The organism is Aquiflexum gelatinilyticum (assembly GCF_024813435.1).
Taxonomy (GTDB): domain Bacteria; phylum Bacteroidota; class Bacteroidia; order Cytophagales; family Cyclobacteriaceae; genus Cognataquiflexum; species Cognataquiflexum gelatinilyticum.
This window is the reverse complement of the sequence record NZ_JANAEZ010000013.1, coordinates 56,234-82,156: the sequence shown is the minus strand read 5'-3', so window position 1 is coordinate 82,156 and position 25,923 is coordinate 56,234. Positions and strand designations below refer to the sequence as shown.

Here is a 25,923-nt window from a genome sequence, read left to right as displayed (position 1 = left end):
TTTAAAGAATTTATAAGTAATGATTAAACAGATTGTTTGTTAATACGACATGTAATTTGGTTTGTTGCGTTTAAAATATAAAGCTAATTTGCAAACCATTAGTAGTCATACCAACATGAGTAAAACGACAGTCAGCGCTATTCTTGTATGTTTGTTTCTTTTTATTTCTATGGGCACTTTCGCCCAAGAAGTGGCCATAGAATTGGGGCCGGATGAAATAGCACTCAACGAGACGTTTAGCATCAAAGTGACCATTGCAAACGACAAGATCAAATCCTATGATGAGTTCCCGGAAATAGCCGGATTTCAAAAACAGGGCCTTTCCCAATCATCTTCTATGAATGTCATCAATGGGCAGGTCAGCAGTACCAGCAGCATTATCCAATATTATAAACCGACCAAAAAAGGTGTTGTTAACATTGGAAAGTTTAGCATCAAAATAAATGGAACCGACTACGCCTCTCCCGGTAAATCCGTCACCGTAGTCGATGCACGGGCAGCCCAAAGACAACCAAACCAATCGGATCCTTTCAGTGATATTTTTGGCGGGACAAGGGAAGAACCCGAATTTATTGAAATCGAAGATGACGCATTTTTTGCTTCATCCGTAGATAAAGAAGAAATATATGTTGGAGAAGGATTCAATGTAAGCTTGGCTTTTTACATGTCTGAGACCAATCAGGCCCCTTTTCAGTTTTATGAACCGGGCAAGCAATTGGACGCTATTCTTAAAAAGATGAAGCCTGCCAATGCTTGGGAAGAAAACTTCAACATCACCAATATCCAGCCTGAAAGGGTGACTTTTAACGGGAAAAACTGGATCAAATATAAAGTTTACGAAGCGACTTTCTTTCCTTTTTCAGAAGGTGAAATTACAATCCCACCCATTTCATGGGAAATGATCAAATACAAAGTGGCCAAGAATCCAACTTTCTTTGGCAGCAATAGATTAGAGGATTTCAAAACTTTTACCTCTTCCTCAAAAACTATCAAAGTGAAACCCCTGCCACCACATCCACTCAGAAATGAAGTCAGTGTCGGGATTTTTCAGTTGAGAGAAAATATCACGGAATTTGAAGCGCAAACGGGAGAAGGCATCACCTATAATTTTGGAATTACCGGGCAGGGAAACATCAATTCGATTTCTCCGCCGCAGACAAAACAGATCCATTTATTAAATACTTTCGATCCCAATGTACGTCAGCAGGTCAACAGAGGGAATGGAAAAATTACCGGCATCAAGGAATTCAGCTATTACCTTACCATCAACGAACCAGGGACAATCAACCTCGGGGATTACTTTGAATGGATATATTTTAATCCTGCTTTGGAAAAATACGATACCCTGAGACCCAAAGCCATCCTTAATGTTACCGGGGAGTCCAAAGTCAACCAAGCCATTTCCAATCAGCGTTTGGGAGGGATTTATGATTTGATTGATGTGGAAAACAACGAGCTTTCAAACCAGAGATATAAGTACTATTTTTCAGTTTTTATCAATTTATTATTGGTCGGTTCAGTCATTCTACTAGCCGTCCTGATCACAAGAAGAGGCAATGGGTAATTCATTTGGAAGGATATTTAGGATAAGTACATTCGGCGAATCCCACGGATTGGGTTTGGGTGTCGTGATAGAAGGCTGTCCGGCAGGTTTGCCGATCGATGAGGAATTTATCCGAAACGAAATGCAGCGGCGCAAACCAGGCCAATCCAAAATCACCACCCAAAGAAAAGAAGAAGATGAATTTCAGATCTTGTCAGGGGTGTTTGAAGGGAAGTCCACAGGAACGCCGATCGGTTTGGTCATCATGAATACCGACCAAAAGAGTAAAGATTATAGCCATATCTCTGATAAATTTAGACCTTCCCATGCGGATTATACCTATTTCGAAAAGTATGGCATCCGTGATTACCGCGGTGGAGGCCGGAGCAGTGCCAGGGAAACGGCAGCGAGGGTAGCAGGTGGTGCGATTGCCAAAATGCTTTTGAAACACTACGGTGTCAGTATCCAAGCTTATGTCAGTCAGGTAGGTGACATGAAGTTGGAGAAGAGCTACCAAGAACTTGATCTTGCTAAAGCTGAGGAAAACATCGTGCGCTGTCCGGATCCGGAAATGGCCGAAAAGATGATTGAGTTCATCGATGAGGTCAGAAAGAACAGGGATACAGTGGGTGGAATAGTTTCCTGTGTGGCCAAAGGCGTTCCTCCCGGATTGGGTGAACCTGTATTCGACCGGCTGCATGCCGAATTGGGCAAGGCCATGCTGAGCATCAATGCCGTAAAAGGCTTTGAATACGGAAGTGGGTTTGAGGGGGTGAAGATGCGTGGCTCGCAACATAATGACGCGTATTACCAGGATGGTGATCGGGTCAGGACTAGAACCAATAATTCCGGTGGGATCCAAGGCGGGATATCCAACGGAGAAGATATATATTTCAATGTGGCATTTAAACCTGTCGCAACTATCATGCAGGATCAAGAATCTGTCAATGAATCCGGAGACTCAGTTACCGTTTCGGGTAAAGGCAGACACGACCCATGCGTAGTGCCTAGAGCAGTTCCCATAGTCGAAGCGATGGCCGCTTTGGTTTTGGCTGATTACCTTTTGATCAGCCGTACAAACAAATTATAATTTAACCCAACTCAACATGTTGAAAAAGATACCCTTGCATACCCAGATCATCATCGGATTGGTTTTGGGATTGGTAGTAGGATTGGTCATGATCAAATTCGGTGTTGATCCCTATATTATTATCAATTTTGTGAAACCAATAGGAACTATCTTCATCAATTCCCTGAAAATGATTGCAGTGCCATTGGTATTTGCCTCCTTGGTAATCGGCGTTGCAAATCTTGGGGATGTATCCAAACTCTCCCGGATCGGCGGAAAAACACTTTTAGCTTATTTGATTACTACCATTATTGCGATTTCTATCGGACTTTTGTTGGTCAATGTCTTTAAACCAGGTAAAAGCCTTCCCCAAGCCACAAGGGACAGCTTGATGTCCTTGTACGATGACACAGTAGGATCTAAGTCGGACCAGGCTGCTCAAGTCACCACCCAGGGCCCCTTGCAACCATTGATTGAAATCGTCCCCGAGAACATTGTCCAAGCAGCAGCAGACAACAGCAGCATGCTTCAGGTTGTCTTTTTTGCCATTATTGTTGGCATTGCTTTACTCCAGATTCCCAAGGAAAAAGCAAAAAACTTTACCAGTTTCTTTGATGCATTCAATGATGTGATCATCAAAATCGTGGAGTACATCATGCTGATTGCGCCCTATGGTGTATTTGCATTGATGGCTTCCCTGATAGTCGAGATTGCCGGAGAAGATCCTGATTCTGCAGTTGAGCTGCTCCTAGCCCTCCTCAAATATACTTTGGTCGTACTAGGAGGTTTATTTTTGGTGGTATTTGGAGTTTATTACGTGTTGCTAAAATCCTTCACCAAAATTCCTTTCATCACCTTCTTAAAAGCCTTTAGACCTGCGATGTTGTTGGGTTTTTCGACTTCTTCGAGTTCTGCCACACTACCTGTAACGATGAAGATTGTGGAAGAAGAAATCGGAGTATCTGAGGAAGTGTCAAGCTTTGTCCTGCCATTGGGTGCTACCGTCAATATGAACGGAACAAGTTTGTATCAGGCGGTTGCCGCAGTATTTATTGCCCAGGCTTTGGGTATGGACCTGACGATTTCCCAGCAATTGACAATTGTTTTGACAGCTACTTTGGCAGCAATAGGCTCGGCCGGTGTACCGGGTGCAGGATTGATCATGTTGATCATAGTATTGGAGGCTATAGGCGTACCTGGAGCCGGAATCGCCCTCATCATTGCACCGGATAGGATTTTGGACATGTTTAGGACTGTCGTCAATATTACCGGAGATGCGGCAGTATGCGTCGCGGTGGCTTCTACGGAAGGAGAATTGCCTTCAGGAATGATCCGTCAATCAAATCCTTTTACTCCAAATATTGAGGATGCTGAAGGCTAAAAAATTGGAATATTCAACCTGTTCAATCCCTCCAAGATTTTGATTCTTGGAGGGATTTTTACTTTTTGGATGTCTTTTGCCTTTTATATTTCCCAAAGAAATAACCTGGAAAAATCAAGGCTTTAAGCTTCCAGTCATTCTTTTCTTTTAAGCCTAGGGATTCATCAGCATGTACGGTTCGGTACATCTTGGAGGCCATGAGTGTATGTCCTATCAGGGCAATAAATAGGAAAGCGTAAATTATCAGCTCGGTCATTTTTTCTCCAAAATTAAAGCCGCCCAGTTGTCTTTGGTTTTTTGCTCCAAAAGGGTAAGTTCAAAGGAAGAAGCCCTGTTTTGGATGTCGGCAATGTCATGCTCATAAAATCCGCTTAGCAAGAGTTTCCCTCCTTTTTTCACAAGACCTGAATAAACTTCCATTTCGTCCAAGAGGACATTTTTATTGATATTGGCCAAGACAATGTCGAATTCTCCCTGAGGCTTCACTTCCCGTACGGTTCCTTTTCCCATCCTGACTTTGGACATGCCGTTCAAGTCAAAGTTTTCATTGCCGTTTTCCACGCACCATTCGTCTATGTCAAAGGCTTCAATCTCCAAAACCCCAAGTTTATGTGCCATGATTGCCAAAATGCCTGTACCCGCTCCGATATCCAAAATCCTCTTGCCAGAATGATCTAAGGTAAGCTGATGGGACAACATCAAAAATGTGGTAGCATGGTGTCCCGTACCAAAAGACATTTTAGGATTGATATGGATTTCATATTTGAATTCGGGTCTGGGTTCGTGAAAGGAAGCCCTCACATACACCTGATCGCCGACAAAGATGGGATCATAATGCTTTTCCCACTCCTCATTCCAATTGACTTTGGGCATCTTGCCTTCCTGGACTTCAATCTTTCCGGCCTCTTTATACCTGTCGATGATTTCCTGATAGGCTTCCCTGGCGATCAAATCCTCCTGAATATAGGCGTCGATCCCTTCATCTGTTTCCAAAAATGAATCAAAACCGACTTCAGAAAGCTCCGCAATAAGGATCTCTCGAAATGGTTCTGTGCAGGAAATCTTAAATTCTAAATAGTCCATTTGTATTGTTGTTTGCATTATGCATAAGCGGCAGTGTCTCCACTGCCGATTTGTGTTACCTTGATATTAAATTAATCTGATTTGGTAAATAAGGATCTGCATAGGATTGACAGTTGGAGTCGCGTCATTCTGAACCGTAGCTTGCGGAGGTGAAGAATCTCTTATTTTAAATTAGAGAGACTCTTCACTTCACTCAGAGTGACGCCCCGACCGAAACGTCATAGGACAAGTAATGAAACATCTCTCTTTATCCTTGAAATTGCCTAGCCCTAGGCAGTGTCTCCAAAGCCAATTGAGAATTGAACCTAAGGTTTTTTAACTAGGGTTGGACAATTATCAACCTCGTAAATCAAACATCGTAATTCTTCCTTAGAAAGACTTCACTATCTCCACAAAATCCCTTGACTTCAGCGATGCCCCACCGATCAATCCTCCGTCCACATCAGGTTTGGAAAAAAGGTCTTTCGCATTGCCCGGATTGGCTGAACCGCCATACAGGATAGAAATATTGTCCGCCAACTCTTTGCCGAATTTGCTTGCCAAATGGCTTCTCAAAGCCGCATGCATTTCCTGTGCCTGATCTGAGGAAGCTGTCCTTCCTGTTCCGATGGCCCAGATAGGTTCATAAGCGATGACGATTTTGGACATTTCTTCAGGAGAAAAATCAAACAAGCTTTCAGTCAATTGTTGCTTTACATAGGCCTCATGTGTTTCGGCTTCTCGGATTTCCAATGGTTCACCGCAACAGAAGATTGGCGTCAGTCCGTTTGCAAGTGCCTGCTTGGTTTTTTCGGTAAGCAATTGGTTAGATTCTTTGAAGTATTCCCTTCTCTCGCTATGTCCGATGATGACGTACGTTGCACCAAATGAAGCCAACATCGCGGCGGAAGTTTCTCCTGTATATGCTCCCGAAGCTTTGTCGGAGCAATTTTGCGAACCAAGAAAAAGATTTGGCGTATCCCCGATCAGTTTTTTGACAGGGTAGAGGTGAACAAAAGGTGGATTAAGGACAGCGATGACATCTTTGATGTTTTCATCCTTGAGCATATTGACGATTTCGGAAGTCAGTTTTTGGCCTTCTTCAAAAGTGAGGTTCATTTTCCAGTTTCCGGCAACAATTTTTTTGCGCATGGTTTCTTCGGTTTGATGGTTAGATTTGAAAAAAATAACTTCAAAAGTTACTTTGGGCTAAAATTACATAAAATGTCCTACCCACGAAAAGAATATAATCCCGATCGACTCAAAAAGTACTGGTCTCCGACAGAAGCCAAGCTTAGAATAGCGGCTTATTGCGCTTACCAAGAGCGCTGTCAGGAGGAGGTCAGGAGCAAACTGGCTGAAAAGGGAATTCATGGTGAACAGGCAGAGGAATTGATTTCCCATATGATCGAGGAGGGTTTTTTGAATGAAGAGCGCTTTGCACAGGCTTTTGTCAGGGGAAAGTTTAACCTTAAAAAGTGGGGGAGAAACAAAATCACTCAAGAACTCAAACTCCGAAAAGTCAGTCCTAACTGTATCAAGTCGGGCATGAAAGAAATTGATCCTGAAGATTATTGGCAAAAGCTCCTGGACTTGGTGGAGAAAAAATCCGAGTTCGTTAAAGAACCCGATCCCTTTAAGAAAAAGTACAAAATCCAACAGTACCTGATAGGTAGGGGATTTGAAAGTGATTTGGTCCAAAGTGCTGTAGAAACTGTTTTTTCAGGACAAAACCTTTAATTTCTGGAAGCAAAAGGCTAATTTGCGAAAGATTTGACAGCCAAATGATTCAAAAGTTATTTCCCCTTGACAAAAATTACATTTTAAGACAGGCCCAATCCATTTTGGAAGAGCAAATGCTTGAAGTGATGGTTTTTGAACTCAAAAAATCCTACACCCAACTTTACAATCCATTGATGCTGATGGACGAAACCTTTGCCAAAATCCTTGATACCTATGAGTATCCAAAGGACAGGCTGAGGATGATTTACAGACAGCTTTGTGGGATCTACCGATTTAAGAACAAAGACAACCAATTGGAACTGCTTTTTGACGGCAGGACACATTTGGAGAAGTTTCAGGAAGAATGGTCTTTGCAATTGATTCAGTGGGTTCACGAATTCGGATATCACGAGCAATATGTAAAAACAATGCTTCGCATGACCCTGCTTTTTGATACAGAATCGAGGTCAGAATGGTCAGAAAACCACTGCAAGTTTTTTATCAACGAGTACTTCGAACTCAAAATCATCAAGCGTAAAGGCGAGCTTAAGCTCAAGTCAGCATAAAAAAACCACCATCCCAGTGGTTTTTTGTTTTTTAGGTTGAAATCCAAACATGTATTGTGTGGTATTGCTCTTTTCAAATTATTGGTATCTTTGAAACATGCATTTGGGAACTGAAAAAATTGCAGTTATTAAGGATTATTTCAAAACGAAGCCGGTTTTGAAAGCGTACCTTTTTGGGTCCTTTGTAAGGGAAGAGGCTGATGAACAAAGTGATGTTGATATTTTGGTTGATTTGGATTATTCTGTAAAGATTGGATTGGGATTTATTCAAATGAAGCTTGAATTGGAAAATCTTCTTGACAAAAAAGTTGATTTGGTTTCTTCAGCAGGCTTATCAAAATATATCAAACCGATCATTGATGGTGAAAAAAAACTGATTTATGCGAAGTAAACTTGGGGATAAAATTCGCATAAAGCATATTCTTGATGCTATAGTTGAAATCGAATCTTATGTAGCAAATATGGAGATTGGTGATTTTTTTAATAATTCCATGGTTCGCTTTGCCTGTATCAAGCAATTAGAGATAATTGGGGAGGCTAGCAACCATATTTCACAAGATTTAAAGTCCAACAATTCTCAAATAAGTTGGGAAGAGATAATCTCTTTAAGGAATGTTCTTGTTCATGAGTATTTTGGCGTCGATGCTACTCTGGTTTGGCAGATAATTGAAACTGACATTCCTGAGTTAAAATCTGACATGGAAAAGATTTTGAAATCTTTGGATTAAAACTTTGACCCTAGAAAAGAAAATCTAAACTCAAAGCAAAAAACCACCATGATATTGGTGGTTTTTTTATTTATATCTGACCTAATGGATTTTGAGACTTATCCTTCTTTCTCAGCCACGATATCCATCGTCTCCTCTGCCCAAGTCACGATCTTGGCACGCTGCGCATCGTCAAGCTTTCCGGAGGGATGCATCAAGGTGTAGATCTCCATCGGCATCCTGCCTTCTTTTACTTCAATGGCAATGTCATCCAGAATTTTGAGCTTGTCCATCATGTCGTATTCCTGCCAGATGGAAAAGTTGAGTTCCTCCCTGCCTTCTCGCACATCCTTGGCGACGAGCCAAGAGGAGGGCGCAACATACGAATACCAAGGATAGACCGTCTCATTGCTGTGACAGGCGTAGCATGATGTTTTCAGCATGGTAGAAATCTCTTCACTTGCCAGGCCGTTGAGTACGATGTCACCGGGATTGTTGGGCTCTACCACAGGTAGTTCATTGGGGACAAATTGGATCCCTATAAATATCACGGCAACGCCGCCCAAGATATATTGCCAGAGTTTCATTCTTTTGATTTCTTTTTGCCGGCGCTCCATTCCATTAACGTCGCAAGGTCAGACTCGGACAACTTTCCCTCAGGCCTGTTTTCGAGGAACTTTGCAGGAGGCATTTCCCCTTTTGACAATGTTTCGTTGATTTTGGCCATGGTGGCCATTTGCTTGGATTTCTTGGTTGCCTCAAAGGCATCCCAATCCAGCTTCGCTTTTCCTTTTTCGTTTTTGGATTCGGCATTATGACAGCCGTAGCACTTTTGCTCGACGACTGCCTTGACATTGGCGGGCATGTCAGGAGCCAAAGCATGCAGTTCGTACTCTGATAAAGCATCGGTTTTGGAAGTACCTTGGATAAACAACAGGCCGAGAATGGCCAAAGTCGGAAGTAAAAAAGATTTTTTCATAGTGAGGGTTTTATGGTTATAGCAGGAATTTCAATAAATTTTTCCAGTCATGCAAGAGTAGGGGATCAGTTTGGAACTATTTTTTAGAAACCGATAATTTTCAGGTTTAATCGGCTTGATTTCAGACCTTTTACAAAAATGAAGCGGCATGTAAATGAACCGGGAATCCTTTTTTTGAGTGACGGTAACATACGCCCGATTTACAGGATATATCTCAAAATTCGGGTAAGTGGAACTTTCTTTTCTTTCAAAAAAACCCGGTTTCAAAGAAATCAAAAGCCAATTTCTAATTCGCAGAAAGCTGTATCTGTCCACACTTTCCACCTTTTCTCATCCATCTTTTCGCATTCTTTGATTTTCACGCTGTATATTTCCCTTGGATATATTTCTATTTGTGAGATCGATGTAGACCTTTGCAGGAAAGCCATAAGATCTACATGGAAGGCAAGGCATTTCAGAAATAGCGGATTCAAAGGCAGTAAAATTTTAAACCAATGCGAAAATCAAAGACAGGGATAGCAACTATTATCGTGACCTATAATGGATCCCGGTGGATAAAAAAGTGTTTGGAGCATTTGTTCCAAAGCTCGGTTAGTTCGGATATCATTCTTTTGGACAACAACTCCACTGACGATACCTTTGAAGTCATCAGTCCTTTCCTTGAAAAAATTGAATTCATACAGTTACCCTCCAACCTTGGATTTGGCGGAGCCAATAATATCGGGATCCAAAGGGCTTTGGATCTTGGATATTCCCATATTTTTCTATTAAACCAAGATGCTTATGTGCAGCAGGATTGTATCGCAAAGTTACATTCCACAGCTTTAGAAAATCCGCAATTCGGCATCCTAAGCCCTGTTCAGTTAGACAGTTCGGGACTCGATTTCGATCCGGTATTCAAGGGGCAGGTTGCGAAACATTATTCTCCCGACCCGGGTAAGGCCATAAAGGAATTAAGCAATGAAAATCCTGCACAAGTGATAGAGGTAAAGTTTGTGGGAGCGGCAGCATGGTTTCTCAGTGCTGAAATGATCCGGAAAACGGGTTTGTTTCACCCTGTTTTTTTCCATTACGGTGAAGACAACAACTTTGCCGCCCGGGCGCAGTATTTTGGCTACAAGATAGGGATTCAGGTGGCTACGGCGATGATTCACGACCGGAATGCCCGGGATAAAACCAAATTTTTGCCGATAAAGCTCAGGTCTTTTCCCCTCCACCAATTACTTGATATCAGAAAACACATGGCTATTGCCTGGTTTGTCGGTTATTACCAATTGAACCGGACATGGAAAAAGCTCCAAAAAACCCAAGGAGACCAGTACAAAAAAGAGTTTTTGGAAATGCGGAGGTGGTTTTTTGACAAGTTGGATGAGGCCAAAGAGATCAGAAAAGAACTGAAAAAGGGATTCAGGTAGGCTTAATGCTGTAATACTTATTTATTCATCCTCAATAACCAAGCCCTACAAAGGGCAATAATTATTTGCACACTCTATACTAGTCTTCCGGAGTAGGTTCCTGTGGTATTTTGATAAAACGGAATTTTCAATTCATAAAAATTAAAGGGTAGGACAAAGCGTTTGGAATGATCCCTTTGGTTCCGGTAGCTATCGGAATTAGCTTTGGGCCTGGTGTGGGGTAGGCAAATTCCATCCAGTTGCAACATCTGGCGTTAAACTACACTCAGACCGAATTACCAAATCACCAAGACTCAATAACAAAGCCCAAATCCCACCTAGGTTTAATAGCATCCAATTGGTGAAAATCAGTAATGTCTTTCAATCCTATCTGGACTGTTATTTAAGGTAAAAATAACGATGTAAACAGGTATAAATCAACCTCCACGTTCGGAAAGAAATATCATCAGTTGGGGAAGAAATTGAATGGTTTTGTCCTGAGTCAACAAAAAGAAAATTCTGATTTTCGCATCTTTATTATAAACAAACCACATCAACCAATTACGAATCAAACCAATGGTGTTGATAGCTTTGGCTCAGTTCTGAAGTGGTTGATTAACCTTTAAAACCAAAATAACCATGAAAAATTTAAAACTCTATTACGCAGTCGTATGTGTTCTCTTCCTGATGGGTTGCGAACAGGAATCCCAGGACAACTTCTCCCCGGATCCCACCACCTCCATGGACCTACAAATGAACAGTGTCAATGAGGAGGGGAAAATAACAAGCTATAGTACAAAGGACTTTCCGGCTAGTACCCCTAGTCATGGTCTGAATATGAGTGTTAGTCCCAATCTAAAAGTGACCGGGAATTTTCGTACTGAAGCAGGTTCAAAATACAACTTTGCTGCCGTTCAGGATAGTGATGGTGTAACTGGGGAATGGCAAGTCAATTCACCAACTATTGGTCATTTCTATATGAATTCTATCTGCGTGAGTGTGGATGGTAATGAATCCACTATCGCCGGAATTGTGACGGAAGTGGTATCAGGGAATTTTCAGGAAAACTGGATCGTGTTTATAAAAGTAAAAGACAATGGGGAAGGAGTAAATGCTCCATCTGATCAGAGTACTTTAAACCTTTATTTTTACCCTGATTGGTTTAATTTCTACCCATCTGCAGAAGCTTTTCTTGTTGATTATTCTTGTTCTCGAGTTGGAGCAACCCTGAATTTTGGCCCCTTTATTGACAGGATTGGACAGATTCAGGTAAGGTAATTTTATTGCAAATCATTTTTACTGGAAGATTCCGGGTCGTTTTGGCCCGGAATTTTTGTTTTACTCTTTTGGATGATTCATTTGTCGCAATAAAATGAGGATTCATGATAGGAATGGAAAAACAAGAAGGTGAACCGAGTTCGGCAAAAAGGCAAGTGAGTTAGTATATGAAATGGGAGAGGGTACTTCGCAAGTACCCTCTCTGATTGTAATTATATCAAACTTTAAAAACAATATGCTAGGTAGGTTGAAAGTCCTACCTCCGTATATCCCTCTTTTTCAGAATATAGAAACATGTATCATTATATTCAAGTGGTAAAGTGTAAGCATCAATAAATTCATAGCCATTTTTACTCAAGAAATTTAATGCATCGATCATAGAGTTAAACTCCAAAAGCTCCCCATTTTCATCTTTAATTCTGATTTCTTTGGTGCTTAAGTATTTGTTTTCATTTCCAAAATCTATTCTTACTCCAACTTTCCCAACTCTAAAATTTCCCGAACCAACAATTTGGATGTATTCAATATCAATTTCTTTAATCGGAATATCATTAATTGTTTGTGAAAAGGAATTTGCAAGACCAAAAAAAGCCAAGCAAAAAGTCAGCGAAATTAATTTTTTCATGATGATGGATTTTATATTTTGTTACTGAGTAAATAAACGGGTTTGTTCTTCTGTAAAATACAGACAAACTATTCTTCAATCCTAAAATATTCAAACTTAAAATTAGGGAGGTTTATGGTGAGTTCACCTCTGAGGCGAACTAGTTTAGCAAAAAGGTCAGTGAATTCACCTCTGTGGCGAACTGGTTCTGCAAAAAGGCGACTGAGTTCACCTCCGAGGCGACCGAGTTCAGCAAAAAGGTCAGTGAGTTCACCAAAAAGGTTACCGAGTTCGGCAAAAAGGTAAGTGAGTTCACCAAAAAGGTGACCGAGTTCAGCAAAAAGGTCGGTGAGTTCACCTCCGAGGAGAACTAGTTTAGCAAAAAGATGACCGAGTTCGGTAAAAAGGTGAGTGAGTTCACCTATGAAGTGGGAGGGGGTACTTCCGAAGTACCCCCTCCCACTTCGGAAGTACCCCTGCGGGGATTATTGAATTACAAATTCTTAGGAACGAAAAAGATGTAATTTAGAATTACATCTAGTCGGAGATTCCTAATTCAATTGAATATATATTTACTCCTTAATTTTACTAATTAGTTCGATTATTTCCAGAATCTCAGCTTCCCTTCCTATCATTTTGAATTTGTAATTCTATATCTCTATGAAATTCTGACGGTTGATCAATGATTCCAATTACAAATTGGTAAAAATAAAAGGGTGGAATTACAAATTCCACCCAGTCCTAGGATCAAACCTTAAACTACACCTAAAGAGGGATTCACCATCAAAAGTCAAACTACACTCAGAAAGGGGAATTTTTTTAAGTTTAATACTATTGTCTAATCTTCTTTTTCTGGTTCAGTTGTTGTCTCCGAACCAAATTTGTCGATTATTTCCCTACATTTTCTTAATACATCCGCTCTAAAAAACTTGTTATTCGCGTCAAATGCTTCTTCAAATTCAATCAGCTTTTCAATACTCCATTCCAAGCGTTCTGTGCCTATTGGTAGATCGTCCATATTGATGTAATATGTTGAGAAAATTTCCAAATCAATATTTTCCAGTGGCTTGATGTTACCAATCCAGTTGATGTATTTATTCATTTTCAAGACACCAAGTGGAAGTCCTACTTGATTAGAAATAATCGCCCGAGAATTGGATACTAACTGTTTTATGTGTTTTTGTCTTTGTTGTTCTAGGAAATCCATATTTGATTTTTATCCTTGTTGCTAACGCTTTGCAGCTATCCGAAGGTGGGTTCAATTTCTTGCAGAATCTCAGCTTCTCCAACGAGTTGCTTTCCTTCATGTAACCACCATTTTTGTCCAACATTCAAATATTTTTCAACCTGTCCGGGTATAAAACTTATGGTTACAATCTCCTCCTCCCCAAGTTGAATCCATTCCTTGTCAAAAGTAATTTCTCCAATAAAGGAGGTATTGAAATTTCCTTTCTTGTTGTATTCAAAAACATGATTAGGCCGATAACCTGAAGAGATTCCTGACCATCGCCCACCTTCAGAGGTTGTTTTTAATCTTAATTTAACTTTAATGGTAATTAAGTCAATGTTATCCATATTTGGTTTTTCGAGTAGGACAAAAACCCTGTTATAGTTGAATAAGAGAAAGAAAATTTTTCAATTTAATCCTTTACAATAACCTAAATAATAATTTTTCCTGTAGTCCTTTGTGGAGTCAGTTAAAGCTAATTTTTTTAATTCAATTAAATATTCATTCCGAATAACCAAGGTGTCACCAATAAATCCAGGATTTTTATCGTCAAATTCCATGAAAAGGGTATCTCCGGATTTGTTCCAATGTCCTGTATACCAGGAATTGGCAAAGAATACACCTGTCGAATGTATTTCAAAGCTTTTATCCTCTCTAAATTTAATGGAAGATTGATTTTGTGTCCCTTCATAGCAAGCTCTGAATTCAATTTTACTTTCTAAATCCTCAGAGTCAAAATACCATGGGCTAAATATGAATAGAAAAGTTATTACCGTTATTATTGTCGGCATACAAAAAAGTAGGGTTAAATTATTTCGATTTCTAATTATCCCAATAAGTCCTTTTATCAGGTAGACAAGCATTGCGATAAATGTTGTCGGGATTATAAGAGTCAAAATAATAAATCCTATACCTGTTAAATGCTTATCAATATGGTAATAGAATGTTGTCAAAATGACAAAAGTCAAGCATATTATGGTAACTACCTTCGTCTGATTTTTTGATTTGATGTTTCCCAATTTATTTTATGTTAATTTGATTATTAATAACATCCCAAATCAATTTAGCCAAATATAGTATTCCCAACAGGGATGTAATTGCTTCCAACTGTTTTACAGAATATCCCTAAACCCAGAAAAGTGAAACCATAATCAGATAGGGGGCTTCCATTGAATTTTATCCATTATTTCTTCAAATGAATAAGCTCCAATTTCTAATATTTTGCCATTTTCATTGATGTAGCCGTATCGAGAGCAATTTGTAGAATAGTGGTAATCTCCTGATTCTTCTTCTGGCGTGTTTATAAGCACTACTTTGCAACCTTCTCCAATTATTGCCTTATTTTGAAAAAATGCAGTTACCATTTCGAACTGTGGCTCGATAATTATTTCTCCTTCTTGATTTGCAAAACCAATTCTGCCGGATTCATCGATAATACGGATCTTATTCTCGACTAGGTAATCTGGGTTTATTTCTCCAATTGTTGTATTAAAGACCTTAAATAGGATATCTTCATTCGAATTTATCGCATAAAAACCTTGACGATCTTTCAATTGAAAGATAGCGAAATGGCCGTAATCATAATTATTCAGGTCAATTGAAAAATATTTTGTTGTGTCTAGTGTTCGAATTGTTTTTCCGTCCTGATTTACTAAGTCAAAAATCATTACCCAAGATCCTGTTTCCTTAATTTCAACTTTAAAAAGTTCAGGATTATCACTATTGCATGCAGATACGATAAGGAGTCCAAGAAATATAAAGGCCTTATTCATTTTTTGTATTAACACCAGTTTTTGATAAGATAGCCGTATTCGTTTGCTTCTTTTTCTGAAATATCTGATTAGTTTATCATTTATCCAATCCATCCTCCGGACATTTTATCTGATCCATTCCTTCCCAAAACCCCACAAAAAAACCACCGCATTCGCAGTGGTTCTTGTGTTTTGAGAGATATAGGTTGTAGGAATAGGTTTACCTGAGGGTAAAGTCCGGCAGCTTCATGAGCTTTTTTATTTGAAAAGTACGTTCCTACATCTTTAACTTTTTTGGATTTTGTCTTGTATCCCAAACCCGAAGTATCACGATTTTATCGGGATGATTGAGGTAAAACATTTTGAAATCTTTGATGATTTTTACCCTAACATCAGGAAAATCAGTTACAAGTCCGATATTAGGGAATTGAGATACGAGCATAGCTGTCTGATTAAAAAGCAATTCCAATTTTTTGCTGAATACCTCTGATTTATTTCTTTTTGCCCAATAAAGATAGATTTTGTATCTGTCTTCAATTGACTTGCGGGTCCAGACTATTTCTTTAACCATTCCTCAAGCATATTTTTCGCAGATTCAGAAGAATGCAAATTCCCATCAGCAACATCCTGAAGCCCCTTTTGGACTGCGTTACGTTCCTCTTGGGTAAGCTTATAGGTTTGGGCTAAAATTGATTCTTGATTGATCAGTCTGATGATGTCTTCAAGGATTTGTTCATCAGAAATGGAGGTTACTTTATTGATTATCTCCAATTTGAGTTCAGATACTGACATAATGTTTATATTTTGATATCCTAAATTAGGAATTTTAATCGGTTTGGTAACTGATTCCTTCATCCCTCAATTTGAATTTAATACAAAAAAACCACCGCTTTCGCAGTGGTTCTGGTTGGAGAGATATAGGTTGTAGGGAATAGGCTTACCTGAGGGTAAAGTCAGGAAGTTTCATGAGCTGACCACCGGCCATCGCTGACTCATGGGCAAGGATGCCAACGCAGGTGATGTTGGCGGACTGTCTTGCATCAGGATACGGTGCCCTTCCTTCGTGCAGGGCCGACAGAAATTCATTGACAAGGTGCGGATGCGAACCGCCGTGTCCCGCCCCTTGGATAAAGGAAAGGTGTTGGTTGTCATCCGAATCATATACGCCTGCGGTGGTGAAGGAAGAGATTTCCTTTGGAAGCAGGTGGGCATAATCTGGGATTTTGACCCGCTCGGGGACTTCCCCGGTATGGATGACGGAGTCTTCATGCTCGATCAGTGTCCATTCAAATGACTTTTTGGAACCATAGACATCAAAGCTTTCGCGGTATTGTCTCGCCGTGTTGAAGAGTGAGCGGGTGACTTCTGCGGAGAGGTCGGAGTCTTTGAGTTTGATATGACAGGTCTCGATGGCAAAGGGAGAACCGTATTTTGGGATGAGGTTTTCGTCTATCCTCCCCGAACCAAAGCAGGACACGTATTCGGCCTGTGCTTTTGGCAGTGCCAATACCGGACCCACACAGTGCGTCGCGTAGTGCATCGGCGGCAGCCCTTCCCAGTATCCCGGCCAACCGGCCATCTCCTGTTGGTGACTTGCTCTCAGAAACTGGATTTTACCCAATTCCCCTTTCTCATACATCTCTTTGACAAAAAGGAATTCACGGGAATAGATCACCGTCTCCATCATCATGTATGTCAGTCCTGTTTCCTCACAGGCTTCGACGATCTGACGGCACTCTTCCACAGTCGTGGCCATGGGCACCGTGCAGGCGACATGCTTGCCGGCCCGGAGTGCTTTGAGTGATTGCTCGGCATGGGCTTGGATCGGGGTATTGATATGGACAGCGTCTATGTTTGGGTCTTTGAGGAGCTCATCGTAATCGGTATAGCGCTTCGCAACGCCAAAGGCATCTCCGATTTCATTGAGCTTGTCTTCATTTCTTTGGCAGATGGCATACATATTGGCGAGCGGATGCTTTTGGTAGATGGGGATGAATTCCGCCCCAAAACCCAGTCCGACGATGGCGATGTTGATTTGTTTCTGGCTCATGGCTTTTATGGTTATTGGTTATTAAGTTATTTGGGTTAATGGTTATTTGGTTAACTGATTAATTGATGGGTAGGGTTGAAAAGTAGGTGGTTGATGGTTATTGGTTAAGGGTTATTTGGTTATTGGTGAAAGGTAAGAAGATGTTGGAGTCCTCCAGCTATGTGCGCTCTGTGTGCTATGTGGTTAGTTGTTTGTTGTTGGTGGCAATTAGGTTTATGGTTACTTCGACTGCGCTCAGTACAAGTATTTGGTTAATGGTTAGTGGAAAGAGGAATTGGCGGTGCCTTAACATCTCTTTTCACGACCTCCAGCTCTGTGCTCCCTGTGTGCTCTGTGGTGAAAGACATCCCTAGTGTGTGAATTTTTTGCCTGAGATCCAGTCTTGCAGAAAAGCAAGTCCTTGGGAGGCAAATTCATCCTGACTTGGGGAGAGGGGCTTCCAGATGCAGACTGCACCTGCAAGTTCCTGCACATTTGGCGTAAAGCTCTCTATCGAAATCACTCCAGTGTAATTGACGGCAGCAAGACCTCTTTTGAAGGAAAACCAGCTTGTCTGACCTGTTCCGGGGATGCCACGGTGGTTTTCGGAGACCTGCACATGCAGGAGTTTGTCACCAACCTGTCTGACGGCCTCTTCCAGATTGGATTCTTCGATGCTCATGTGAAAGCCATCCAACAGCACTTTGGCAGCGGGATGGTTGATGTCTGAGATGAGCTGCATGAGTTCTTTCGTGGTATTGATGAGGTCAGTTTCGAAGCGGTTCAAAGCTTCCAAAGCGATCTCCTGTCCCATGGACGCGGCCATCTGACAGACTTTGTGGAGGTTGTTTACGGCACGGTCCCACTCGATCTTCCGCTGCTCGGGAGAGACAAGCCTTGCTTTTCCCACCGCAGAATACATCGGTCCTGCGACGAATTTGGCACCGAGTGCTGAACTGATCTCAAAGCATCTTTGCAGGTAGTCAAAGCTTGTTTTGTGAAAAGCCGGGTCATCATGTGTTAAATCACGTGTCGGCCCAAAAGCCCCACAGATGATGGGTTGCAGGCTGAATTCTGCGAGTGCTTTTTTGACGGAAGGGATGTCGATCAGATCCGGGTTTTCGACGGGTATTTCTACCGCGTCGAAGCCCATTTCTTTGATTTTTGAGAATAATCCAATTGTATCTTTTTGGAATGGAGAAGTCCAAAGCCAGGTGCTGACACCAAAAGTTGCATTTATTGCCATAATATCCTGTTTTACTCGACGATCATTTTACCGTTCATGATGCGCCAATGTCCCGGTACAGTACATACAAAAGGATATTCTCCTTTTTCTGTTGGGGCGGTAAAGATAATGGATTCGAGCCCTTCAGGATCCACAAGCTTGGAAGCTATAATGATCTCAGGGATATTTGGAACGTAATTTTTTTCGATTCCTTTTGGATCTCTTGCCATTTCGTCAGCGGCTTTTCCAACCGTTTCGAGTGAACCTATCTTGGCAACGATCAGGTTGTGTTGCATGAAATCTTTGTTTTCGAAGTCAATGATCACCTGTTGGCCGGCTTTCACCTTGAAGCTTGTCACATTGTATTTCATTTCATGAGGGATGACACCGATCTTCACTACCAAGGCATTTTCTCTTGATACCGGAGCGGCGGCTTTTTCAGGGCCTTTGGCCAAATATTCCTGCAAGTTGAAGTTTGGATCTTTGAGGCTGAGGTAGCTGTCTCTACCCATTCTTCCCCTTAGCCAAGAGAAACCTTCATATTCACCGACCTGATTTTCTCCACCCATGTCATTGCCTACACGGATTCTGTCCGGAGTCAATGGGGTGATGAATAGGGAAGGGGCTTTTGCTTTGGCAATCGGATTGTCATTGATTTGCAAAGTCATCTCTCCACCCTCAAGGAGCTTGGCTTCCACCTTAAACAGTTCTTTTGGCAGGTTGCCGGCAGTGATTTTGTAGGTTTTGCCGTTTTGTTTTACCACCCAATTCAAGGTAGATTTTTTTACAAAAAGGGAATACCCGTTCATCTTGTTTCCCTGTGCGGCAATGACTCCTTCGAGCGGTTCGTTTCCTTCCGCCAACTCGGTGACGATATGGATTTCTTTGTTGCTGACATCAGGAGGATAGACGATCGCTGCCCTTCTGTCGAGGTTGTATTGCTCGACGACAAGACTCTTGGTGAGTTTTTCTGTCAGTGTGTAGAGGGAATCTACTTTTTCTTCAGGGAAAAGCGTGGCAAGGTTCTGCTCAAAATAACTTGGATGGGCAAGAACTCCGGAGAATATCACCTGAGGAAGGTATGGATCTTTGCCGTTGGCTTCGTCCTGACTTGCTTCATAGATCAGGCTGCTGATTTCGGCAGATGCAGGAATCTCCGACAAGGCAAGGAAAGCAGCTTTCCTTACATTCAAGTCAGGATCCTGATGGACCTTGTTGGATTGGATCAGTGCAAAAGTTTCATTGGTTTTTGGAAGTACTTCAATCGCATTTTTCCTCACACCTGCAGAAGGATGTGACAATGCTTTGCCAACAATCTTGATGGCATTGGCATCATCACCGCTCAGCGCGCCGAGGCCATGCAATGCCCAAAGGGCGTGGTTGGCAGCGGTATTGAGACCGATTTCATCCATGTCCCTGTTTTCTACAAGCTTATAGAGGTCACCGATAATGGATTTGTTTTGGGTTTCGACGATGAGCCTTTGGGCAGTCATTCTCCAAAACATGTTGTCGCTTTTCAAGCCTGCGATCAGGTCTGAATTATTAGAGGGATCAATGGAAAAACCTTTGTATTCCGGCGCGCCTCTGTATACCAGCCTATAAATCCTTCCATGCTTGGCATCCCGCATAGGGTTGATGTAGGCATTTCCGGCACCGTTGTCAAATCCTTTTGGAGTAGGATTGTGCTGTATAATAAAGTTGTACCAATCCGCAATCCAAAGTGAACCATCCGGTCCGACTTCTGCATGTACAGGAGAGAACCACTCGTCTGAACTCGCCAATATATTGAAGCCGTTCTTTTCTTTGAATCCTGAACCATCTTTGGTAATGATGGCATTGTGGAGTACCCTTCCCGTAGGTTCGGCCACAAAAGCCACCCTGTTCCAATAGGATTTAGGGAAAGTCCTTGCCGTGTAGAAATTATGTCCTGCGGCAGCGGTATAGCCGCCATGGTAATCCACCTGTCTCAAAAACTGCGTTAGGTGCGGCATGTCGTAGTGGCTGTCAATCCCAAAGACAGTATTGTTCATCCCACCCGCGATAGGTCTTTTGACGTTTTTATTGGTCATCGCAAGGAAGGCAGAGTGCTGACCGTTGGCAGTGGAAATGAATACATTGAAATCTTCCGAGAAGCCAAGTCCCCAGGTATTGTTACTGGTCGAGCCCAAAAACTCAAAGTTCGAAGCATCAGGAGCGAATCTGTAAATACCTTGGGAGAAGTTGAATTCCTTTCCGCCCACAGTTCCCTGGAAACCTGAATATCCCAATACGCCCCAAATGTTATTGTCATAGCCATACTTCAAGTTGGAAGGTCCGGCGTGCGTATCGCTTTTGCCCCAACCAGTGATCAAAACTTCTCTTACATCTGCTTTGTCGTCACCGTCTGTATCTTTTAAGAATACAAAATCCGGAGCCATGGAGATGAGGATCCCTCCGTTCATGGCCATGATGCTTGTCGGGATATTGAGTCCATCAGCAAAGACAGTTACTTTGTCAGCTTTGCCGTCGCCGTCTGTATCTTCAAGAATTTTGATGCGGTCATTTCCGCCTTCGGTGCGAACTTCGTTAGGATAATCTTCTGTTTCGATCACATACAGTCTTCCTTTTTCATCCCAACACATTGCCATTGGATTGACAATTTGTGGTTCTGAAGCAAAAAGCTGCAATTCAAATCCAACTGGGATCTGTACCAATTTCATGGATTCTTCAGGAGAAAGCGGAAGCTGGAATTTCGGTGCTGGGTCTTTGTTTTCGTAGTTTGGAATGACTGCATCTTCAAAAACCGGTTGGGGGATTTTGAAATCCGCCACCTGCTTGGCCACGTCATCTCCGATTGCCCAAAGTACGCCGTTAGCTACGAGGGTATGGAAATTTGGCTGAGACCAGGTTCGCTCATTGTGTCCATAAGCTGTATAAAATACACGTCCTTTTCCTTGATTTCTCACCCAAGTCCAAGGCTCACGGTGTCCGTTTTCCTCCCTTTCCATCAGGACAGTCATGTCAGGATTGATTCGGGTGTGGATATAGGTTTCATCCCAGGTCTCAAACACTTCCACGCCCTGCATTACTGGATGGTCTGCGGCAATGATATCGACTGTGAAATCACCCGTACCATGCGATTGGAATTGTCCGCCTACGGCTTCGACATACCAATCAGAATTCTGGAAACAGAAAGAGGCACTGTGGAGGGGAATAAAACCCTTGCCGCTTTCCACATATTCTTTCAGCGCAGCTTCCTGATCTGAAGTGATGCTGTCATGGTTGGCATAGATCATGATCCCGTCATATTGATTCAGGTTGTCCAGATTGAGGTCATTGGGATCCGAAGTATAAGTGAGGTTGATTCCTTTTTGGAAAAGGGGTCTTGCCAGATAAGGCATCAGTTTCTCGGAATCATGGTGCTTGCTGTCATGTCCGAGGAAGAGGATTTCTGCTCTTCTTGGCCCTGTGGGAAGCTCCGGTAAATTTGACTTTTTGCCGCAACTGATGGCAAAAAAGAGGAGCAGGAGGAGGAGTAAATGAGAATATCTCATGGATAGCGTTATTTAGGGAAAATAAGGGTTTATTGGAAGATTCAAATTGGAAATAAAACAGATGGCAATCTTCCTTTTTTTTTGCTGATTGTGACTGAATTTTGTCTATAAATTTGATAATTGAATATTATTTTGGCATAATTGACTAATCATGAAACAGGCACTTCAAAAATCAAGGATTCCTGAGGACAAAGCTTTCGTTGCTAAAGCGCTTGTTGCCCCTAATTTTGACAAACATTGGCACTTTCACGATGAGTACCAATTGTTTTTGGTTTTGGAAGGAAAAGGTACCAGGTTTATCGGCGATCAGATGAAGCCTTTCAAGGAGTTTGATTTGGTTTTTACTGGGCCAAATCTTCCGCATTTGTGGCGGAATGATCCGCAGTACTTTGATAAAGACAGCGGCCTCACGACAAAGGGGATTGTGGTGTACTTTGGGAAAGATTTTTTGGGAAATGCCATTTATGACAAGGAGGAATTTGAAGCAATCAAGACTTTGCTCCAAAAATCCGAGCGGGGATTGGAGATTACAGGGAAGACCAATGAGATGCTTCGTAGTCAATTGAAAAAACTGCTTGATTCAAAAGGTATTGACAGTATCCTGAAATTGCTGGAAATACTGAAAGTTTTGTCAGAGTCTTCCGACTGTCATCCCATTACGCAGGCCGGCTACATCAATACCAACAAAGAATCCGAAAAAGACAGGATGAGTAAAGTCTATGAATATGTGATGGAGAATTTCCGCCAAAAAATCCTGTTGGAGGAAGTGGCATCCTTGGCGAATATGACTGAAAGTGCCTTCAGCCGGTACTTTTCTTCGAGGATGAACAAGTCTTTTTCGGAATTTCTTGCAGATGTCAGGATCGGGCATGCCTGTAAGCTGTTACATGAAATGGATGCCAACATCAGCGAAATCTGTTACGAAAGCGGCTTCAATACCCTTTCCAATTTTAACAGACAGTTCAAGGAAAGGATTGGGGTGACGCCGTTGGTTTACAAAAAGGATTATTTCAAGACCCTAGAATAGGAATAACCCTCCAAGGGTTTTCAAGGCTTGGAGGGTTAATTGGAAAAAGATCAATCTGCAGTTCCGCTTTCGATCACCTGACCAAAGAATATGGCATTAAGGAAAAGCTTGTTTGTACCGTACCAAATTGCCCTGAAGTTGGGATTGTCCACCATGCCGATGACCCGTCCCCGGCCAAGGCGCTTGACCTGAATGGCACTGCTGTTTCTGACCAACTCGAGGTTTTCAGGATGGACATAACCACTTGCCAAAGGCTTGTCGGTATAGACCAAGGGATTTGAATAAGGATTCTTTCCCGGTTCGAGCACTTGGTTGCTGTTTCGGAAAGTGAAAAGCTCGGCCTTGCCATAGCCGTATCCAATCGGATGGGTTACATCAAGCTTTGCATGGAAAATAGTCCCGCTTGTCATCCTTGCGCCGGTATTTTTGGTGTAGTCTTCATAAGGTTGGGCGGCCATTTTTTCTTCCTCTTTGGGTTCTTTTTTGAAGGTAAATGAAACCAGTTCATTGCTGTTGAGCCAAGTCATGGCATTGCCTCTCGCGATCAGGGTATTTCCGGCACTTGCCCAGGATTTGATTTCTTCGGCTTCGGATTTTCCCCAACTTGAATAATTGCCATTCGGCATGATAAGGACATTGTACCTACTCATGTCGGTATTTCGTAGTCTTTCTACAGGTAAGAGGGTTATTGGCATATCAAACCTTTGGTCCAAGAGGTGCCACATTTCTCCGGCTTCTCCGCTTGCGACACCTGTTCCTACCAAGACAGCGACTTCTGGTTTTTTCAACACATCAATGCTTGGAGATCCGATATTGACACCCGAAGTATATCCGGTATTGATGCCGTAGACAGTGATTCCCGTTTCGGCAGCAAGGGAAGCTAAAGAGGAGTGAAGTTTGGTGGCAGCATCTTCTTCAGCATCTCTTTGTGTGCTGACTAGAATACTTCCTCTTTTCAGGACTTTTCCGTCAGCAAGGGTGATGGGTTCATGCGTCAGACGTACCAAAAATCCTTCATCCATCAGGTGATAGGCAGCTTTTGGGGCATAGTAGTCTGCCCATTCAAAGGCGTAGGCATAAGCGTTTTTTTCACCGATCAGGGTACCGGCTTTTTTGCCAAAACCCTCCTCGAGAAGTGTGACATCGGCAAGATTCATGATTTTGCTGCTCAATGCTGTGTAGTCAAGGTTGAAGGACATCGGCAATGTCCACGCGGAGACGTCATAGAAAAGACTGTCCTGAAAAGTATTTCGAGTTTCAAAAATCGCCTTGATCAACTTGTATTGCGGTTGGTCTAGCGGGACGATATAGGCTTTTTCTTTCTCAAAAGGGACACCGTTGACAGTGATGTTTTGGTTGAGGGAGTAGACATCGATCTGATGTTGTTGGATCATTTCTGCCAAGTGAAAGCTTCTTGCACCATCATCCGGATTTCCAAAAATATAGGCCTTATCAGTATCCAAAGCTGCGGTTTTCAGCGATTCGGTATAAAAATCCTGCATGAATTTGTTGATCTCTCCACGCATGTTTTTCGCAGCTTCAAAAGAACTCACGCTCGTTCTGAACTGATTTCTGATGGTAAAAGCAAAAGGCAAAGGACCATAGATGCTTTCCTGCAAATGACCTCTTGAGGAAGCCTGCTCAAACAAAATGCCTATTGAACCCTGGATATCAGGATAAGTGGAGCCATAGCCAAAATAATACTCGTCAAAACTTTCCCTCGAATGGTAAAGAGAACCCAAATCATCCATGGCCTTGGCATGGTATTGGGCGATTTTCTCCGTCAGTTCCATATTTTTCTTTGGAGTCAGTGGATGGTCCCGACTTGGGATTCCCGGCTGAAAAAAGAAAGTATTGTTGGTTCCCATTTCATGGTAATCCAGGTAAATATTGGGTAGCCATTCCTGAAATTTAGCGACCCTGTTTTGTGATTCAGGATGCTGTACAAGCAGCCAATCCCTGTTGAGGTCAAACCAATAATGGTTTCCCCTTCCGCCCGGCCAAGCTTCGCTGTGTTCTCTGTTTGCGGGATCGCCGTTGAGGTTGTAAGACCTGTGGGTATTGACCCAAGAAGCGTAGCGGTTGCTTCCGTCAGGATTCAGTGCAGGATCTATCAGGATGATGATGTTTTTTAAGTCTTGTTCTATCTCATTTGCTGCAGCAAAATGGTAGGCCGCTAAAATCGAGGAATTGATTGCGCTTGCCTCATTGCCATGGACCGAATATCCCGCGGCCATGACCAAGGGCATTTTATCAAAATCAATCTTGGCATTGGGGTCACGGAGTTGCTGTCTGTCGGATTTGATTTTATCGATGTTGGCGAGGTTTTCTGGAGAGGTGATCGTCAACATGATTTGGGGCCGCTTTTCATAGGTATATCCGATGATTTCAAATTTTACCCGGGGAGAACTATCAGCAAGTTTTTCAAAATACCGGATTACCTGATCGTAACCTGCATTCCATTCACCCACCTCAAACCCCAAAATGTCTTTTGGTTTGGGGATTTTTTCATTGTAAGTAAATCCGGAAGGAAGGTAATATTGAAGGGAGATGTCTGCGGTTCCTGCAGGACTTTTTTGCCCAAAAACAGAGAGTGTGGACATCAGGAAAAACAAGAAAAGACTTTGTATTTTTTTCATGGGAAGGTGGTTTTGAAGGCGGAAAGGAAAATAAGGAAGAAAATTTATTTTTTTCCAATTCGTTCACAAAATGCAATGCTTCCTAATTTCTTCAAATACCCTTCATGTAAAAGCTTAAATTGAAAGATTCCATTGTATTTTTTAATTCACGCAGAGACTCAAAAACGCAGAGGAAAAAGCATATTT

General features: G+C 42.0%; 28 protein-coding genes. 12 read left to right on the top strand and 16 right to left on the bottom strand.

Translation table 11 applies throughout. From position 1 onward, the window contains the following. Positions 1-115 precede the first annotated feature (115 nt). The 3 genes from NK987_RS20750 to NK987_RS20740 are packed head-to-tail and all read left to right on the top strand — an operon-like array spanning position 116 to position 3,993. The gene (locus NK987_RS20750; protein ID WP_258424035.1) at positions 116-1,564 is read left to right on the top strand and encodes a BatD family protein; all 1,449 of its coding nucleotides are present in this window, start codon (positions 116-118) and stop codon (positions 1,562-1,564) included. Continuing rightward, positions 1,557-2,633: a chorismate synthase gene (gene aroC, locus NK987_RS20745; RefSeq protein ID WP_259265416.1), complete on the top strand. Its 1,077-nt coding sequence runs from the start codon at positions 1,557-1,559 to the stop codon at positions 2,631-2,633. The genes NK987_RS20750 and aroC overlap by 8 nt, the downstream gene beginning before the upstream one ends. A gap of 16 nt (positions 2,634-2,649) precedes the next feature. Then, positions 2,650-3,993 (top strand): dicarboxylate/amino acid:cation symporter, encoded by a 1,344-nt coding sequence (locus tag NK987_RS20740; RefSeq protein ID WP_259265415.1) that lies wholly within the window; start codon positions 2,650-2,652, stop codon positions 3,991-3,993. Between the two features lie 58 nt (positions 3,994-4,051). On the opposite strand, the gene NK987_RS20735 is transcribed toward NK987_RS20740, so the two are convergent. From NK987_RS20735 to tpiA, 3 genes are all read right to left on the bottom strand, one after another. After that, positions 4,052-4,249 carry a hypothetical protein gene (locus tag NK987_RS20735; protein ID WP_259265414.1) on the bottom strand — a complete coding sequence of 66 codons (198 nt, stop codon included), beginning with the start codon at positions 4,247-4,249 and terminating at the stop codon, positions 4,052-4,054. Beyond that, positions 4,246-5,076, bottom strand: coding sequence for a 50S ribosomal protein L11 methyltransferase (prmA, locus tag NK987_RS20730; RefSeq protein ID WP_259265413.1), 831 nt, complete (start codon positions 5,074-5,076; stop codon positions 4,246-4,248). The genes NK987_RS20735 and prmA overlap by 4 nt, the downstream gene beginning before the upstream one ends. A 369-nt stretch (positions 5,077-5,445) precedes the next feature. Then, positions 5,446-6,207, bottom strand: a complete 762-nt coding sequence (gene tpiA / locus NK987_RS20725) for a triose-phosphate isomerase (RefSeq protein ID WP_259265412.1) — start codon at positions 6,205-6,207, stop codon at positions 5,446-5,448. A 72-nt stretch (positions 6,208-6,279) separates the two neighbouring features. On the opposite strand from tpiA, the gene NK987_RS20720 reads away from it, so the two are divergent. The 4 genes from NK987_RS20720 (at position 6,280) to NK987_RS20705 (ending at position 8,071) form a co-directional block, all read left to right on the top strand. After that, on the top strand, positions 6,280-6,795 hold the full coding sequence (locus NK987_RS20720; protein WP_259265411.1) for a regulatory protein RecX: 516 nt from the start codon (positions 6,280-6,282) through the stop codon (positions 6,793-6,795). A 44-nt stretch (positions 6,796-6,839) separates the two neighbouring features. Beyond that, positions 6,840-7,343: a hypothetical protein gene (locus NK987_RS20715; protein WP_259265410.1), complete on the top strand. Its 504-nt coding sequence runs from the start codon at positions 6,840-6,842 to the stop codon at positions 7,341-7,343. Positions 7,344-7,440: 97 nt separating this feature from the next. Further along, the gene (locus tag NK987_RS20710; protein ID WP_258424027.1) at positions 7,441-7,734 is read left to right on the top strand and encodes a nucleotidyltransferase family protein; all 294 of its coding nucleotides are present in this window, start codon (positions 7,441-7,443) and stop codon (positions 7,732-7,734) included. Continuing rightward, positions 7,724-8,071: a HepT-like ribonuclease domain-containing protein gene (locus tag NK987_RS20705; RefSeq protein WP_258424026.1), complete on the top strand. Its 348-nt coding sequence runs from the start codon at positions 7,724-7,726 to the stop codon at positions 8,069-8,071. Before NK987_RS20710 ends, NK987_RS20705 begins: the two co-directional genes overlap by 11 nt. Before the next feature lie 98 nt (positions 8,072-8,169). Here the strand turns inward: NK987_RS20705 and NK987_RS20700 are convergent, their stop codons facing one another. Beyond that, positions 8,170-8,637 carry a heme-binding domain-containing protein gene (locus NK987_RS20700; protein WP_259265409.1) on the bottom strand — a complete coding sequence of 156 codons (468 nt, stop codon included), beginning with the start codon at positions 8,635-8,637 and terminating at the stop codon, positions 8,170-8,172. Further along, positions 8,634-9,029, bottom strand: a complete 396-nt coding sequence (locus tag NK987_RS20695; RefSeq protein ID WP_259265408.1) for a heme-binding domain-containing protein — start codon at positions 9,027-9,029, stop codon at positions 8,634-8,636. The genes NK987_RS20700 and NK987_RS20695 overlap by 4 nt, the downstream gene beginning before the upstream one ends. 138 nt (positions 9,030-9,167) lie before the next feature. Here NK987_RS20695 and NK987_RS20690 point away from each other — a divergent pair, with 138 nt between their 5' ends. The 3 genes from NK987_RS20690 (at position 9,168) to NK987_RS20680 (ending at position 11,701) form a co-directional block, all read left to right on the top strand. Then, the gene (locus tag NK987_RS20690; protein WP_259265407.1) at positions 9,168-9,548 is read left to right on the top strand and encodes a hypothetical protein; all 381 of its coding nucleotides are present in this window, start codon (positions 9,168-9,170) and stop codon (positions 9,546-9,548) included. Then, complete coding sequence (locus tag NK987_RS20685; protein ID WP_259265406.1) at positions 9,524-10,444, top strand: glycosyltransferase family 2 protein; 921 nt, start codon at positions 9,524-9,526, stop codon at positions 10,442-10,444. Before NK987_RS20690 ends, NK987_RS20685 begins: the two co-directional genes overlap by 25 nt. A 618-nt stretch (positions 10,445-11,062) precedes the next feature. Then, positions 11,063-11,701, top strand: coding sequence for a hypothetical protein (locus NK987_RS20680; RefSeq protein WP_259265405.1), 639 nt, complete (start codon positions 11,063-11,065; stop codon positions 11,699-11,701). 256 nt (positions 11,702-11,957) lie between these two features. Here the strand turns inward: NK987_RS20680 and NK987_RS20675 are convergent, their stop codons facing one another. Continuing rightward, a complete protein-coding gene (locus NK987_RS20675; RefSeq protein WP_259265404.1) occupies positions 11,958-12,326 on the bottom strand; it encodes a hypothetical protein in 369 nt (122 codons plus the stop codon). A gap of 173 nt (positions 12,327-12,499) precedes the next feature. Between NK987_RS20675 and NK987_RS20670 the strand changes: the two genes are divergently transcribed. Further along, positions 12,500-12,679, top strand: coding sequence for a hypothetical protein (locus NK987_RS20670; protein WP_259265403.1), 180 nt, complete (start codon positions 12,500-12,502; stop codon positions 12,677-12,679). 464 nt (positions 12,680-13,143) lie between these two features. Here the strand turns inward: NK987_RS20670 and NK987_RS20665 are convergent, their stop codons facing one another. From NK987_RS20665 to NK987_RS20625, 9 genes are all read right to left on the bottom strand, one after another. Next, the gene (locus NK987_RS20665) at positions 13,144-13,512 is read right to left on the bottom strand and encodes a hypothetical protein (protein WP_259265402.1); all 369 of its coding nucleotides are present in this window, start codon (positions 13,510-13,512) and stop codon (positions 13,144-13,146) included. Positions 13,513-13,547: 35 nt separating this feature from the next. After that, a complete protein-coding gene (locus NK987_RS20660) occupies positions 13,548-13,880 on the bottom strand; it encodes a hypothetical protein (protein WP_259265401.1) in 333 nt (110 codons plus the stop codon). Between the two features lie 60 nt (positions 13,881-13,940). Then, positions 13,941-14,486, bottom strand: a complete 546-nt coding sequence (locus NK987_RS20655; RefSeq protein ID WP_259265400.1) for a hypothetical protein — start codon at positions 14,484-14,486, stop codon at positions 13,941-13,943. A gap of 198 nt (positions 14,487-14,684) precedes the next feature. After that, positions 14,685-15,305 (bottom strand): WG repeat-containing protein, encoded by a 621-nt coding sequence (locus NK987_RS20650; protein ID WP_259265399.1) that lies wholly within the window; start codon positions 15,303-15,305, stop codon positions 14,685-14,687. A gap of 256 nt (positions 15,306-15,561) precedes the next feature. Beyond that, positions 15,562-15,855, bottom strand: coding sequence for a type II toxin-antitoxin system RelE/ParE family toxin (locus tag NK987_RS20645; protein ID WP_259265398.1), 294 nt, complete (start codon positions 15,853-15,855; stop codon positions 15,562-15,564). Further along, positions 15,840-16,076 (bottom strand): hypothetical protein, encoded by a 237-nt coding sequence (locus NK987_RS20640; protein ID WP_259265397.1) that lies wholly within the window; start codon positions 16,074-16,076, stop codon positions 15,840-15,842. The genes NK987_RS20645 and NK987_RS20640 overlap by 16 nt, the downstream gene beginning before the upstream one ends. Before the next feature lie 145 nt (positions 16,077-16,221). Further along, positions 16,222-17,334, bottom strand: coding sequence for a Gfo/Idh/MocA family protein (locus NK987_RS20635; RefSeq protein WP_259265396.1), 1,113 nt, complete (start codon positions 17,332-17,334; stop codon positions 16,222-16,224). Positions 17,335-17,683: 349 nt separating this feature from the next. Next, complete coding sequence (locus tag NK987_RS20630; protein WP_259265395.1) at positions 17,684-18,559, bottom strand: sugar phosphate isomerase/epimerase family protein; 876 nt, start codon at positions 18,557-18,559, stop codon at positions 17,684-17,686. A gap of 11 nt (positions 18,560-18,570) precedes the next feature. After that, entirely contained in the window at positions 18,571-22,071 is a 3,501-nt protein-coding gene (locus tag NK987_RS20625) for a PVC-type heme-binding CxxCH protein (protein WP_259265394.1), read from the bottom strand. A gap of 151 nt (positions 22,072-22,222) precedes the next feature. Here NK987_RS20625 and NK987_RS20620 point away from each other — a divergent pair, with 151 nt between their 5' ends. Next, the gene (locus NK987_RS20620) at positions 22,223-23,098 is read left to right on the top strand and encodes an AraC family transcriptional regulator (protein ID WP_259265393.1); all 876 of its coding nucleotides are present in this window, start codon (positions 22,223-22,225) and stop codon (positions 23,096-23,098) included. Between the two features lie 50 nt (positions 23,099-23,148). Here NK987_RS20620 and NK987_RS20615 read toward each other — a convergent pair whose 3' ends face one another. Continuing rightward, positions 23,149-25,737 carry a M14 family zinc carboxypeptidase gene (locus NK987_RS20615; RefSeq protein WP_259265392.1) on the bottom strand — a complete coding sequence of 863 codons (2,589 nt, stop codon included), beginning with the start codon at positions 25,735-25,737 and terminating at the stop codon, positions 23,149-23,151. Positions 25,738-25,923: the final 186 nt, after the last annotated feature.